Raw genomic sequence first — 13,890 nt, forward strand, 5'->3', positions numbered from 1 at the left:
CGGGCCTCAGGCGGCCGGTCGGATGACGGCGGCAATCAGCATCGACCACGGCCGATAGGGCTCGAAGGCCAGGGGCACGGCTGCGTCGGCATGCACGGCGGCGTGCCCGACATCGAGCGGTACCGGCGGGCCGCCATCCACGACCAGGGTGAAGCCGCCCCGTGCCGCGTAGAGCACGACCGTGCCATCGGACTCGCGCACCCGGCCCGAACCCGGGAAACAGAGCACGTGGCCGGTGTAGCGGCCACGGCGCAGCATCAGGTTGAAGGCCTGAACGAGGCCGTCAGTCTCCAGGTCACAGGCCGTTGGCGTGGCGCCATCAAAGGCGATGGGTTGGAAGATCTCGACCGGTGCTGGCGCAGCGCCATTGAAGCCAAGCCGCAGTCCCGCCCCCAGGGGCAGGAGGATGCGATCGATGCCGGGCAGAGTCGAGAACGGGCCGGCGCGGCCGATGTCGCTGATGTCGACCCGCCAGTCGGCCACATCGAAGTCGGCGCCGGGCGGCGTGGCCGCGATGGCGCGCGTGATGCCGCCCTTGTTCTTCCACGGTACCGCCGGCAGGCGGTCGACGCGGATGGTGTTCACGGTCATGGCCGCCACAAGACGGCAGCGTCGGCGGCGACGCCGTCGATGACGACGCGGTTCGCCGCGGCGAGCCGCACCCGGCGTTCGCCGAACCAGCGCAGGACCAGCGGATAGAGGTCGTGCTCGGCCTTCAGGATGCGCGCCGACAGGGTCTCGACGCTGTCGTCCGGATGCACCGGCACGGCGGCCTGCGCCACGATGGGGCCGCCGTCGAGGTCGTTGGTCACGAAATGCACGGTGGCGCCGCTGACGCGCACGCCGGAAGCGATCGCCTGCTGCTGCACGTGCATGCCCTTGAAGGACGGCAGCAGCGAGGGGTGGATGTTGATGATGCGATCGGCCCAGCGTGTGGGAAACCATGGGCTGAAGATGCGCATGAAACCGGCCAGGCAGACCAGTTCGACGCCGGCGGCCTCGAGCGCGGCGCTGACGGCGCGATCGAAGCTCTCGCGGTCGGCGTGGTCGCGGTGCGGCACGACCGCCGTCGGCACGCCGAACCGCGCGGCATGCGCCAGTCCGCCGGCATCGGTGCGGTTGCTGACCACCAACGCGATCGTCGCCGGAAAGCCGGGCGTGGCGCAGGCCTCGAGCAGTGCCAGCAGGTTGCTGCCGCGGCCCGAGATCAGCACGCCGACTTTCAGCGGCGCCATAGCGCGTCGGCGTTGGCGACGATGCAGTCGGCCTCGGTCTGCGGCGCCGTCTCGACGACGCCGACGGTGCTGACGGCCTCGCCCGCGTCCGTGAGGCATGCCGTCACGCGCTCGACGTCGGCGGCGGCGACCGCCACCACCATGCCCAGGCCGCTGTTGAAGGTCTGCAGCATGTCGTCGGTCGGCACGTTGCCGACGTCGCGCAGCCACCCGAAGACCGGCGGCGGTGCCCACGTCGTGGCGTCGAGCGTCGCGCGCAGGCCGTCGGGCAGCATGCGCGGCACGTTGCCGGGCAGGCCGCCGCCGGTGATGTGCGCCAGGCCCTTGATGGCACCCGTGGTGCGAATAGCGGCCAGCATCGAGCGGACATAGATGCGTGTCGGTGCCAGCAGCGCCCGGGCCAGCGTTGTGTCGCCGGCGAACGGTGCCGGCGCATCCAGCGCCAGGCCGCTGCGCTCGACAATACGGCGCACCAGGGAGAAGCCGTTGGAATGCAGGCCGACCGAGGCGACGCCCAGCAGCACGTCGCCGGCGGCGATATCGGGCCTGGGCAACAACTGGCCACGCTCGGCGGCACCCACGGCGAAGCCGGCGAGGTCGTAGTCGCCGTCGCCGTACATGCCCGGCATCTCGGCCGTCTCGCCGCCGGTGAGGGCGCAACCGGCCTGCCGGCAGCCCTCGGCGATGCCGGCCACCACGGCCCGGCCGGCCGCCACGTCCAGGCGCCCGGTGGCGTAGTAGTCGAGGAAGAACAGGGGTTCGGCGCCTTGCACGACGATGTCGTTGACGCACATCGCCACCAGGTCGATGCCGACCGTGTCGTGGATCGCGGCATCGATCGCCAGGCGCAGCTTGGTGCCGACGCCGTCGGTACCGGAGACCAGGATCGGGTCGGTGAAGCCGGCCGCCTTGAGGTCGAACAGGGCGCCGAAGCCGCCCAGGCCGCCCATGACGCCGGGCCGCTGCGTCGACTTGGCCAGCGGCTTGATCTGCTCCACCAGCGAATCGCCGGCCTCGATATCCACGCCGGCGTCCTTGTAGGTGAGCGGGGCGTGGTTATGGTCCTTGGGGAGGTTCAACAGGCCGCTTTCATGCTAGGAATCGGGCGCGAAAATATCGGAACACGAGGGCTTTGCAATGGCGGTCGCAGCGGCGTTTTCCCCATGGCGGTGGACCCGGGGACGCTTGGTGGTGGGTCTGGCGCTGTGGCTGGCCGCAGTGACGGTGCCGATGGCCCCGGTGGCCGCGCAACAGCGCCAGGCCGATGATCCCGTCTTCACGGTCACCAACGTACCGGTCGACGTCAGCGCGCCCAACCCTTTGCAGGCCCGTGAAAAGGCCTTGGTGGAGGGCGAGAAGCGGGCCTTCGAGGTGCTGGTGCGGCGTCTGGTCGCTGCCGAGGATGTCGCCAAGTTCCCGACGCCCTCGGACGCCGACCTCGAGACCATGGTCAAGGGCTTCGAGTTCGCCGAGGAGCGCACGGCGCCGGGCCGCTACATTGCGCTGCTGTCGGTGGTCTTCCGGGCCGATCGCATCGCCGGGATGATCCGCGGCGCTGCCGTGCCGTTCGTGGCCTCGTCGGCGCCGCCGGTGCTGACCATTCCGCTGGTGCGCACCAGCACCGGCGTCGTGGCGCTGGGCGAGAAGACGCCATGGCGTGACGCCTGGGGGACCGTGGCCAAGGCCGGCGGCCTGGTACCGATGCGTGTGTTGCGCGCCGACGCCGAGGACCTGAAGGGGCTCGATCCCGAGCAGGCGTTTGTCGGGGACACCGCGGTGCTCGGCCGCATTGCCGAGCGGTACGGCGTGCATCGCGTGCTGGTTTCCATTGCGTCGGGCGAAACCGACGGGCCGTTCGCCGTGTCGGGCACCCTCTACGAGATCGGCCTGGGCGAGAAGACCGCCATGCCGGCGCAGAACGCGGTGGCTGCCGACAAACTCACCGAGGCCGCGGTGCGGCACCGGACCAAGCTGGAGGAGGACTGGAAGTCCGTCGCGGCGCTGTCGCACGATATCGCCGACGCGGTGGTCGTCACGGTGCCGCTGAAGGATCTCGCCGAATGGGTGAAGGTGCGGCGGCGCATTTCCGCGGTGGCCTCGGTGCGCCGGGTGCAGGTGCAGACCTTGGAGGAAGGGCGTGCTGTCGTCGTGGTGAATTTCGTCGGCACCCGTGCCCAGCTCGACAGGGCGATGCAGCAGCAGGGCCTGTCCCTGGTCGATGGTGGCGGCACCGGCCTGTCGATCGTGATGCGATAACCAAGAGGGAGGACGTCCATGCACAGCATCACTTCCATGCGGAACTTGCCGCCGGCGATGGCGATGGCCGCGGCGCTGTTGAGCGCGGGTACGGCCCTGGCCGAGACGGCGCCGCTCGATGGGCGCATCGATGCGGCGGTGAACGCCGTCGAGCCCAAGGTGGTCGCCTGGCGCCGCGACATCCATCAGAACCCCGAGCTGGGCTTCCAGGAGGTGCGTACCGCCAAGCTGGTGGCCGACCATCTGACGGCGCTGGGCTACGAAGTGAAGACCGGCGTCGGCCGCACCGGAGTCGTTGCGCTGCTACGCGGCGGCAAGCCCGGCCCTGTGGTGGCGCTGCGCGCCGATATGGACGCGCTGCCGGTCAAGGAAGAGGTCGACGTTCCCTTCGCGTCCAAGGTCATGGCGACGTGGCGCGGCCAGCAGGTGTCGGTGATGCACGCCTGCGGCCATGACGCGCATGTCGCGATCCTGATGGGCGTCGCCGAGGTCTTGGCGTCCTTGAAGGCGGATCTGCCGGGGACCATCAAGCTGCTGTTCCAGCCCGCCGAAGAGGGCTCCCCGGACGGCACTGCCGGCGGCGCCACGTCGATGGTGCGTGACGGCGCCATGCAGAATCCCAAGCCCGAGGCGATCTTCGGCCTGCATGTGACATCGGCGATGCGGGTGGGGGACATCGCCCTGAAACCGGCCGGCCTGATGGCAAGCTCCGACAGCCTGCGCATCGAGATCAAGGGCAGCCAGACCCATGGCGCCATGCCGTGGGGCGGTGTCGATCCGATCGTGGCGGCAGCCCAGGTCGTGATGGCATTGCAGACCATTCCCAGCCGCCAGATCGACGTGACGCGCTCGCCGGTCGTGGTGACGGTCGGCAGCATCCACGGCGGCAACCGCGGCAACATCATCCCCGAGACCGTCCTCATGGAGGGTACGATCCGCTCCCATGACGAGGGCATCCGCGATCAGCTGCATGCCAAGATCAAGGAGGTGACCGAGGCCACCGCGCGTGCCGCCGGGACCGAGGCGAAGGTCACGATCAACCGCGGCTATCCGGTGACCTACAACGATCCGCCGCTCACCGAGTGGGCCGGCGCCAGCCTGCGTCGCGCTGCCGGCGATGAGCGCGTGCAGGAGTCGCGGCCGGTGATGGGCGCCGAAGATTTCTCGATCCTGGCGCGCGAGGCGCCGGGCGTGTTCTTTTTCCTCGGCATCACGCCGGCCGACAAGCGGCCGGGTGCCACCGGCATGGGCGGCGCCGCCCCCAACCATTCGCCGCGCTTCTTCATCGACGAGTCCGGCCTGAAGCTGGGCGTGCGGGCGCTGTCGTTCCTCGCCGTCGACTATCTTGGCCGCAAGAAGTGAGGATGCCGGTCGCTGCGCGATGGGCCCCTTCCTCTCCCCGCTCTCGCGGGGAGAGGAGATATCCCGCATGATCGCGCATATTCCCAATCTGCTCAGCCTGGCGCGGCTGGGGGCCGTGCCGGTCGTGATCTGGTGCGTGCTGGCCGGCGAGAATGTCGCGGCGTTCTGGGTGTTCCTGCTCGCCGGCCTGTCCGATGCGTTCGACGGCATGATCGCCAAGCGCTTCAACGTCACCAGCCAGTTCGGTGCCTGGCTCGATCCGCTGGCGGACAAGGCGCTGCTGGTCGGCACCTACGTGGCGCTGACGCTGCGCGATGCGCTGCCGATGTGGCTCACCATCCTGGTCGTTTTCCGTGATGCGCTGATCGTGGGCGGCGCGCTCACCGTGCAGGCGCTGACGCAGCGCTTCCATGTCGAGCCGCTGATGATCAGCAAGGTCAATACCGCGCTGCAGATCGGCCTGGTGGTGGCGGTGATGGCCGAGCGCGCCTATTTCAGCATGCCGCCGCATCTCGTCACCTGGGGCGCGGCGCTGGTTGCGGCAACGACCGTGCTGTCGGGTGTGACCTATGCCATAACCTGGTCGCGTCGCGTCACCGCCTGGGAGCGCGAGCGCAAGGAAGGGGAGCAGCCCAAGCAATGACCGCAGGGCGACAGATCCGGTTCTGGTTGATCGGCGCGCTGGCCGCCGGGGTGCTCATCTGGCTGCTGCGCGACATGCTGCTGCCGTTCGTGGCCGGCCTGGCGATTGCCTATTTCCTCAATCCGCTGACCGATCGTATCGAGAAGCTGGTCCGCTCGCGCACCGTGGCGACGATCATCATCGTCGTCATCGCAACTCTGGTGATGATCGGGCTGCTGCTTGCCATCGTGCCCTTGGTGTCCGAGCAGCTGGCGACCCTGGCGCGCAAGCTGCCGGAGTACACCGCGCGCCTGTACAACCGGCTGCTGCCCATCCTGCAGACGTTGCAGGAACGCTTCGGCGTCGATGCCGGCAGCGCCAAGGATTTCGAGAGCGTGCTGGCCGCGCGCGCCGGCGATGCCCTGAAATTCGTCGGCACCGTCCTGGGCTCGCTGCTGACCAGCGGTTTCGCTCTGGTGAATCTGCTGGCGCTGCTGTTCCTGACGCCGGTGATCGCGTTCTACCTGATGCGCGACTGGCCCAGGCTGGTGGCCGCCGTCGACAGCTACCTGCCGCGCGCGCATGCCGACACCATCCGAAGCCTGATGCGCGAATCCAACGTCGCCGTCGCCGGTTACGTCCGTGGCCAGGCCTCGGTCTGCCTGGTGCTGGCGTTCTACTACGGCGCGGCGCTGGCGCTGGTGGGGCTCGATTTCGGGCTTATCATCGGCATCATCGTCGGGATGATCTCGTTTATCCCGTATGTCGGCAGTTTCATCGGTGCGGTGCTGTCCGTCGGCATGGCTCTGGCGCAGTTTCCGCCCGATTGGCTGAGCGTCGGCAAGGTCATTGCCATATTTGCCTTTGGCCAGTTCATGGAAGGCAACGTGCTGGCGCCCAAGCTGGTGGGCGAGAGCATCGGCATCCATCCGGTCTGGCTGATGTTCGCCCTGCTGGCGGGCGGCAGCTTGTTCGGCTTTGTCGGTCTGCTGTTGTCGGTGCCCATCGCCGCCGTGATCGGCGTCATGGTGCGCTTCGCGCTGCGTGAGTACCGCGACAGCGCCTACTACCGGGGCACGACCGAGCGGGTGTTTCTGGATTCCGACCACCGCTGATGGCATCGATGACGCGGCAGCTCCCCCTCGATCTGGCAGGTCCACCGTCCTACGGACGGGCCGACTTCCTGCCGGCCGAGGCCAATGCCGCGGCGCTGGCCTGGATCGACCGTTGGCCCGATTGGCCGGGCCCGGCGTCGGTTCTGGTGGGGCCGGCCGGCAGCGGCAAGACGCACCTTTTGCATCTGTGGGCCGAACGCGCCCAGGCGCTGCACCTGCATGGTGGCGAACTCGATCATCTGCAACTGGCGAGCTTGCTCGACGTCCTGGGCACGGCGCGGCATGTCGCGTTGGATGAGGCCGATGCCGTCGCCGACCGACCCAACGCCGAGCAGCAGCTGTTCCATCTGTACAACTGGCTGCGCGAGCGCGGCGGCTCGTTGCTGCTGGCGGCACGCGCGGCACCGGCGCGCTGGCCGCTGCGCCTGCCGGACCTGGCGTCGCGGCTGCGGGCGGCCGCGGTGGCCGAGATCGGCGCGCCGGATGATGCGCTGCTGAGCGCCGTGCTGGTCAAGCTGTTCCACGACCGCCAGGTGACGATCACCGAGGAACTGGTCCAGTATCTGGTGCGCCGCATGGAGCGCTCGCTGTCGGCGGCCGTGGTCATGGTCGATCGCATTGACCGCCGGACACTGGCCGACAAGCGCCCTGTTTCCGTAAAACTGTTGCGAGAAATGACCGAGCTGGGGTTGGGCGAGGGGTGATATAGGGTGCGTTATGCATCCCGGCCGCAGCGCGTCGGAAACCAGGAGGGAAGTCGATGGATCTGGGCATCAAGGGCCGCAAGGCGATCATCTGTGCGGCGAGCAAGGGTCTGGGCAAAGGCTGCGCCATGGCGCTGGCCAAGGAAGGTGTCGACGTCGTGATCAACGCGCGCACCGCGGACGTTCTTGAAAAGACGGCGGAGGAGATCCGCAAGGCGAGCGGCGTCAAGGTCACTGCCATCGCCTGCGACGTCACCACGCCGCAAGGGCGCGAGGCCGTTCTCGCCGCCTGCCCGGAGCCCGACATCGTGATCAACAACGCCGGCGGTCCGCCGCCGGGCGATTTCCGCGACTGGACGCGCGATCACTGGATCGCCGCGGTCGACGCCAACATGCTGACGCCGATCGAGTTCATCAAGGCCACGGTCGACGGCATGATGGCGCGCGGTTTCGGGCGCATCGTCAACATCACCTCCAGCTCGGTGAAGGCGCCGATCGACATCCTCGGGCTCAGCAACGGGGCCCGCTCGGGGCTCACCGGGTTCGTCGCCGGCGTGGCGCGCAAGACGGTGAAGAACGGCGTCACCATCAACGGCCTGCTGCCGGGCCCGTTCGCCACCGACCGCCTGCGCGGCACCTACGTGGCGCGCGCCAAGGCCACCAAGGGCGACGCCGACGAGGAAATGCGCAAGGGCGCCGCCGCCCATCCGGCCGGCCGTTTCGGCACGGCCGAGGAGTTCGGCGCCATGTGTGCATTCCTGTGCAGTGTCCATGCGGGCTACATCACCGGCCAGAACATCCTGATGGACGGCGGCCAGTACCCGGGTACGTACTGATTGCTCACCCTCTCCACTTCGCGGGGAGGGGAAGACCATGTAGGTTGCGCGGGCCGGCCCGGGCCGGCCCGTTTCAGGGGGAGTTGAGTTTGCCTATCGCCAGCATGACCGGCTACGCCCGCACCGACGGCAGCGACGGCGCCGTGTCCTTCGTGTGGGAAGCCCGCAGCGTCAACGGCCGCGCGCTCGAAACGCGCCTGCGGGTGCCGACGGGATACGAACGGCTGGAGCATCCAGCACGGGCGGCGATTGCCGAGGTGTTGCGGCGCGGCAGCGTGTCGGTGTCGCTGCAGGTCGCCGAGCGTCGCACGCAGCAGGCGGTGCGCATCAACCGCGAGCTGGTGCGCGAGTTGCTGGCCGAGATCGCCGACCTGCGGGCGCACGGCGACATCGCGCCGCCCAGCGCCGATGGCTTGTTGCGGGTGCGCGGCGTCATCGAGGAGGAGGCGGCACAAGCCCTGTCTGAAGAGGAGATCGCGGCGCGCGACGCCAAGATGATGGAGACCTTGCGCCAGGCGCTGCGCGGCCTGGTGGAGGCGCGGGCCGGCGAGGGCGCGCGACTGGCCGTCGTGCTCGACGGACATCTCAACACCATCGCGGCGCTGCGCGACAAGGCCGCCGGCCGTGCCGCGGCGCAAGGCGATCTGATCCGCGCCCGCTTTGCAGCGCAGATGACGGACATCCTGGAGCGCATGCCGCCGCTGTCGCCCGAGCGCATGGCGCAGGAGGTCGCGGTGCTGGTCGGCAAGGCCGATGTGCGCGAGGAACTCGATCGCTTGCAGGCGCACATCGCGGCTGCGCATGAGCTGATGAAGGCGGCGAGCCCGACCAACCCGATCGGCCGCAAGTTCGACTTTCTGTGCCAGGAGTTCAACCGCGAGGCCAATACGCTGTGCTCCAAGTCGGCCGACATCGAGCTGACGCGGATCGGCATCGAGCTGAAGAGCGCTGTCGAACAGATGCGTGAGCAGGTCCAGAATGTCGAATGAGGCCGCCGCCGGACCAATCGTGCGGCGCGGATTGATGCTGGTGTTGTCCTCGCCGTCGGGCGCCGGCAAGACGACCTTGTCGCGCCTGTTGCTGCAGCATGAGCCGGGCATCGAGCTTTCGATATCGGTGACCACGCGCGCCAAGCGGCCGGCGGAGCAGGACGGCGTCGACTACTACTTCGTCGACCACAAGACGTTCCGCGGCATGACGGCGCGCGACGAGCTTTTGGAGTACGCTCAAGTCTTCGATCACCACTACGGAACGCCGCGCGGACCGGTGGAACGCACCTTGTCGGCCGGGCGTGACATGCTGTTCGACATTGACTGGCAGGGCACGCAGCAGCTCGCCGAGCGCGCGCGCCAGGACCTGGTGAGCGTCTTCATCCTGCCACCGTCCACCCAGGAACTGGAACGCCGCCTGGTGAGCCGGGCGCAGGATCCGCCCGAGGTCGTGGCGCGGCGCATGGCCAAGGCGGCCGACGAGATGAGCCACTGGGCCGAGTACGACTACGTGATCGTGAACGAAAACCTCGACCACAGCCTGGCGCTGGTGAAGTCGATCCTGACCGCCGAGCGATTGAAACGCACCCGTCAGGTCGGTCTGTCGGACTTCGTGAAGTCGCTGCGCTCGGCGCCGTAGTCCATTCTGTCATCCCGGGCGGCGAGGGATCTCCCGCGAACGGAGACTCCATTTCCACGAGATCCCTCGCTGCGCTCGGGATGCCACTTGAATCACTGCAGCGGCGAGACCACGCGGCAGGGGGCGTTGTCGACGAACTGACCGGTCGGCGGCCCCGCGATCTCGGCGGCCACTTTCTCGCCGCCGCGCACGTTGCGCAGGATGACGGTGGTGTCGTTCACCTTGCGGTCGCCGTTGTTGAACGTGCAGGCAATGGTGACGTCGAACATGCGCGACGTGTTGTTGGCCAGCACCATCGACAGTTGCCAGCGATAGTCGGGGCCCGGCCGCAGTCCGGGCAGCTCCAGCGTGACGACGGGGATCTGGGTACCGGGTGCCGACCGCATCGGCACGGCGCCGACGCGCCGCCACTGCGGCTCGACCGTGCTGGGGCCCTGGTTCTGTCCGGGCAGGACGACGCCCGGCGCGGCGCCGATGGTGGTGCCGCCGCCCGGCGCGCCGCCGCGGCCCTGCTGGCGCGGATCGAAAGCGCGGTCCTCCGGCGCCACCGGCTTGTCGTCCTGACCGACACGGGACGGGTCCGTAGGCGGCGGGGCAAGCGGTTGCGAACCGACCGTGGGTGGTGGTGTCGTTGTCGGCGCGGCCGCCGGACGCTGCGGTGTCGGCGGCGGTGTCGGGGCGGCCTGGGGGGTGGGCGCCGGCTGCGGCGCGGCTGCGGCCGGCGGGGCCGCGGACGGAGCACCGCCCGACTCGACCTTGTCATAACAGGCCAGCCGGGCCTGCGTTTCGGTGATCTCGGCGCAGAGCTTCAGCCGGCGCGTCATGGTGTCGAGCATGTCGCTCGAACGGTCGAGCGACGGCTGCGGCTGCGCGGCTGCGGTCCCGGCGACCAGCGCAGCGACAGCGGAGAGGGTGGCGATACGCATGGAGCGGCCCCGATTGAGCATTTGGGAAGGACAATGCCAGCGACTTTGGCCCCGAAGATGGCAAAAATGTAGCGCCCCCTGCCACAGTGCGCCACTGGGACAGCTGCCGGTCCCGGTTAGAGATGGCGGCGAAACAGGGCGAGCACGGTTTGAAAATGCTGCTCGGCCGCCGGTTTGTTGTAGGTCACGCTATCGGCGAACGCGTAGCCGTGGCCGGTGCCGGGCACAATGTCGACCGTGCTCTTGAACGGCGCCTGCGCCAGATGCGCCTTGAAGGCGGCAACCTGATCGAGCGGTACGTGGGAGTCGAACTCGGCGAAGGCGAAGTAAAGCTCGGCCTCGATCTCGCCCAGCCGGCGCCACGGCGCCTGCGGTACGTCGGCCATCAGCCGGGTGCCGTAGAACGACGCACCGCAGGCGATGCGCCCGGGCCAGCTCGCCGCCGTGGTGACGATATAGGCACCGCTCATGCAGTAGCCCACGGTGCCGACCTTGCCGGGGCGTACCGACCGATCGGCATCGATGTGGTCGAGCAGCGCACCGATGTCGCGGCTCACGTCGGGATAGCCGATCGCCGTGCGGTGGCGCGTCATTTCGGCGGTATTCTTTTCGACATCAGGATGATTGTGCAGGGGCCCCGCCACGAAGTCGCGCGATGTGCGGTAGTAGAGGTTGGGCACGAACACGACATAGCCCGCCGCCGCGATGCGCCGCGCGATGTCGCGCAGCGCAGTGCGCACGCCGGCGGCGTCCGTCAGCATCACCACCGCCGGGTAGGGCACAGCCTGGCGCGGCCGCACCCTGTATGTGTTCATCACCCCGTCGGCAGTGGCGATGTCGACGTCGCTCTCGATCACGACGTTGCTGGCGCCGGCCACCGCGCGGTGTCGCGGTAGATGACGCGCCCGTCAACCACGGTCAGCAGCGCACGCCCCTGCGTCGGGCGCTCGTCAAAGGCGGTGTTGCCGGTCTTGCTGTTGAACTGCTCGGGATCGATGACCCAGGCGATGTCGGGATCGAACAGCACGAGGTCGGCCGGCGCACCTTTCTCGAAGCGTCCGCCCGGCAGGTTGAACAGTCGGGCCGGCGTGCTGGCCAGCCGCTGCCAGATCGCCGGCAGGCCCATGTGGCGGTTGTGGTACAGTTCCAGCGCAATCGGCAGCAGGGTCTCCAGACCGACGACGCCGGGCTGCGCCATGGCGAACGGCACACGCTTGCTTTCGACGTCCTGCGGGCGGTGGTCGGATACGATGCAGTCGATGGTGCCGTCCTTCAGCCCCTCGACGATGGCACGCCGATCGGCTTCGCTGCGCAGCGGTGGCACGACCTTGGCGAAGGTGCGGTAGTCGCCGACCGCCAGCTCATTGAGCGCGAAATAGTGCGGCGCCGTATCGCAGGTGACGTTCAGCCCGCGCGCCTTGGCGGCGCGCATCACCTCGACGCCCTCGGCGGTCGAGATCTTGCTGGCGTGGTAGCGCGCGCCGGTCATCTCGACCAGCCGCAGGTCGCGCTCCAGCATGATCGCCTCGGCCAGCTTGTGGCTGCTCGACAGCCCCAGCCGCGTGGCCAGCTCGCCGCTGTTCATGTGGCCGCTCGACAGCGACGGCTCCTGCGGCAGATGCACGATCAGCGCGCCGAACGTTTTGGCGTAGTAGAGCAGGCGGCGCATGGTCTGGGCGTTGCCCACCGGGCGATCGGCGTCGGTGAAGGCGACGGCGCCGGCTTCCTTCAGCAGCCCGAGTTCGGCCAGCTGCTCGCCCTGCAGATCCATGGTCAGAGCGCCGTAGGCGTACATCTTGGAGAGCCGCACCTGGCGCGAGCGGCGATGCACGAACTCGATCAGCGAGGCATCGTCGAACGGCGGATCGGTGTCCGGCAGGATGCACATGGACGTGACGCCGCCGGCGGCCGCAGCCTGGCCGGCGGTGTCGAGCGTCTCCTTGTGCTCTTCGCCGGGCTCGCCCGTGTGCACCCGCAGATCGACGATGCCGGGTGCCAGGCAATGGCGCTGGCAGTCGACCGTCTCGATGCCCCACGGCGCGCCGCTGGAGAACAGGTTGGGCCCGAAGTCGGCGATCTTGCCATCGGCGCCGACCAGCAGGCTGCCCAGCCCGTCGGTGCCGGCGGCAGGATCTATGAGGCGGGCGTTGATGTAGGCGACAGGAGCGCCGGTACCGTTGGCCATGTCAGCGTCCCTGATCGCCGGCGAGGCGTTCGTCGTAGTTGCTCAGCCCGCCGACCAGCGCGTCGAGGCAGGCCATGCGCACGGCGACGCCCATTTCGACCTGCTCGTGGATGACGCTGCGCTGCAGGTCGTCGGCCACCGCCGAGTCGATCTCGACGCCGCGGTTCATCGGCCCGGGGTGCATGATCAGTGCGTCCGGCTTGGCCACCTTCAGCTTGTCGGCGTCCAGTCCGAAGAAGTGGAAGTACTCGCTGGTGGTCGGCACGAACGAGCCGCTCATGCGCTCGGTCTGCAGGCGCAGCATCATCACGATGTCGGCATCCTTCAGACCGCTTTTCATACTGAAGTGCGGCTCGACGCCCAACCGGTCGACTTCGGTCGGCATCAGGGTGGCCGGCGCCACCACCCGAACGCGGGCGCCCATGATGTTCAGCAGATGGATATTGGAGCGCGCAACCCGGCTATGCAGCACATCGCCGCAGATCGCCACGGTGAGGCCCGCGAGCTTGCCCTTGCGACGGCGGATGGTGAGCGCATCCAGCAAGGCCTGGGTCGGATGCTCATGCTGGCCGTCGCCGCCGTTCACGACGGTGCAATTGACCTTCTGCGACAGCAGGTTCACGGCGCCCGAGTCCTGGTGCCGCACCACCAGGGCGTCCGGCAGCATGGCGTTGAGCGTCATGGCGGTGTCGAGCAGGGTCTCGCCCTTGCGGGTCGAGGAACTCTGCACCTCCATGTTCACCACGTCGGCGCCCAGGCGCTTGGCGGCGACCTCGAAGGAGGTGCGGGTGCGGGTACTGTTCTCGAAGAACAGGTTGATGATGGTACGACCCGCCAGCACGTCGCGCTTCTTCACGAGCGAACGGCTGGTGTCGATATAGGTCTCGGAAAGATCCAGCAGCGCCGCGATAGTGGCGGCCGTCAGACCTTCGATGCCGAGCAGGTGCCGCGGCATCCCGGGGATCAGGGGGCGCATTGTCATTAAAGGCGCACACTAAGCAGACCGCGTACGGCGATGCA

The 13,890-nt window shown here is 68.6% G+C and carries 15 protein-coding genes; 8 read left to right on the forward strand and 7 right to left on the reverse strand.

Annotated features, from left to right (window positions below; genetic code table 11):
- Positions 1–6 precede the first annotated feature (6 nt).
- Genes FQU96_RS12415 through purM form a run of 3 tightly spaced genes read right to left on the reverse strand, consistent with a single transcriptional unit; the run spans position 7 to position 2,314 of the window.
- Complete coding sequence (locus FQU96_RS12415; protein WP_146541560.1) at positions 7–591, reverse strand: HutD family protein; 585 nt, start codon at positions 589–591, stop codon at positions 7–9.
- Positions 588–1,235: a phosphoribosylglycinamide formyltransferase gene (gene purN, locus FQU96_RS12420; RefSeq protein WP_146541561.1), complete on the reverse strand. Its 648-nt coding sequence runs from the start codon at positions 1,233–1,235 to the stop codon at positions 588–590. Before purN ends, FQU96_RS12415 begins: the two co-directional genes overlap by 4 nt.
- Positions 1,223–2,314 (reverse strand): phosphoribosylformylglycinamidine cyclo-ligase, encoded by a 1,092-nt coding sequence (gene purM, locus FQU96_RS12425; RefSeq protein ID WP_146541562.1) that lies wholly within the window; start codon positions 2,312–2,314, stop codon positions 1,223–1,225. The genes purN and purM overlap by 13 nt, the downstream gene beginning before the upstream one ends.
- 58 nt (positions 2,315–2,372) lie before the next feature.
- On the opposite strand from purM, the gene FQU96_RS12430 reads away from it, so the two are divergent.
- The 8 genes from FQU96_RS12430 (at position 2,373) to gmk (ending at position 9,759) form a co-directional block, all read left to right on the forward strand.
- Positions 2,373–3,491, forward strand: a complete 1,119-nt coding sequence (locus tag FQU96_RS12430) for a DUF2066 domain-containing protein (RefSeq protein ID WP_146541563.1) — start codon at positions 2,373–2,375, stop codon at positions 3,489–3,491.
- Positions 3,492–3,509: 18 nt separating this feature from the next.
- On the forward strand, positions 3,510–4,853 hold the full coding sequence (locus FQU96_RS12435) for an amidohydrolase (RefSeq protein WP_146541564.1): 1,344 nt from the start codon (positions 3,510–3,512) through the stop codon (positions 4,851–4,853).
- 67 nt (positions 4,854–4,920) lie between these two features.
- On the forward strand, positions 4,921–5,496 hold the full coding sequence (locus tag FQU96_RS12440; RefSeq protein ID WP_146541565.1) for a CDP-alcohol phosphatidyltransferase family protein: 576 nt from the start codon (positions 4,921–4,923) through the stop codon (positions 5,494–5,496).
- Positions 5,493–6,590 (forward strand): AI-2E family transporter, encoded by a 1,098-nt coding sequence (locus FQU96_RS12445; protein WP_146541566.1) that lies wholly within the window; start codon positions 5,493–5,495, stop codon positions 6,588–6,590. The genes FQU96_RS12440 and FQU96_RS12445 overlap by 4 nt, the downstream gene beginning before the upstream one ends.
- 8 nt (positions 6,591–6,598) lie before the next feature.
- Positions 6,599–7,294: a DnaA ATPase domain-containing protein gene (locus FQU96_RS12450; protein WP_146541567.1), complete on the forward strand. Its 696-nt coding sequence runs from the start codon at positions 6,599–6,601 to the stop codon at positions 7,292–7,294.
- Between the two features lie 56 nt (positions 7,295–7,350).
- Positions 7,351–8,130 carry an SDR family oxidoreductase gene (locus FQU96_RS12455; RefSeq protein WP_146541568.1) on the forward strand — a complete coding sequence of 260 codons (780 nt, stop codon included), beginning with the start codon at positions 7,351–7,353 and terminating at the stop codon, positions 8,128–8,130.
- A gap of 89 nt (positions 8,131–8,219) precedes the next feature.
- Complete coding sequence (locus FQU96_RS12460) at positions 8,220–9,119, forward strand: YicC/YloC family endoribonuclease (protein WP_218574692.1); 900 nt, start codon at positions 8,220–8,222, stop codon at positions 9,117–9,119.
- On the forward strand, positions 9,109–9,759 hold the full coding sequence (gene gmk, locus FQU96_RS12465; RefSeq protein ID WP_146541569.1) for a guanylate kinase: 651 nt from the start codon (positions 9,109–9,111) through the stop codon (positions 9,757–9,759). Before FQU96_RS12460 ends, gmk begins: the two co-directional genes overlap by 11 nt.
- A 92-nt stretch (positions 9,760–9,851) precedes the next feature.
- On the opposite strand, the gene FQU96_RS12470 is transcribed toward gmk, so the two are convergent.
- The 4 genes from FQU96_RS12470 to FQU96_RS12485 all read right to left on the reverse strand — a co-directional run bounded on the left by FQU96_RS12470 (position 9,852) and on the right by FQU96_RS12485 (position 13,852).
- Positions 9,852–10,685, reverse strand: a complete 834-nt coding sequence (locus FQU96_RS12470; protein ID WP_146541570.1) for a hypothetical protein — start codon at positions 10,683–10,685, stop codon at positions 9,852–9,854.
- Between the two features lie 116 nt (positions 10,686–10,801).
- Positions 10,802–11,563: a dienelactone hydrolase family protein gene (locus tag FQU96_RS12475; RefSeq protein ID WP_146541571.1), complete on the reverse strand. Its 762-nt coding sequence runs from the start codon at positions 11,561–11,563 to the stop codon at positions 10,802–10,804.
- A complete protein-coding gene (pyrC, locus tag FQU96_RS12480) occupies positions 11,539–12,870 on the reverse strand; it encodes a dihydroorotase (protein WP_146541572.1) in 1,332 nt (443 codons plus the stop codon). Before pyrC ends, FQU96_RS12475 begins: the two co-directional genes overlap by 25 nt.
- 1 nt (position 12,871) lies before the next feature.
- A complete protein-coding gene (locus tag FQU96_RS12485; protein WP_146541573.1) occupies positions 12,872–13,852 on the reverse strand; it encodes an aspartate carbamoyltransferase catalytic subunit in 981 nt (326 codons plus the stop codon).
- Positions 13,853–13,890 lie beyond the last annotated feature (38 nt).

The organism is Reyranella sp. CPCC 100927, from assembly GCF_007859315.1.
Taxonomy (GTDB): Bacteria; Pseudomonadota; Alphaproteobacteria; order Reyranellales; family Reyranellaceae; genus Vineibacter.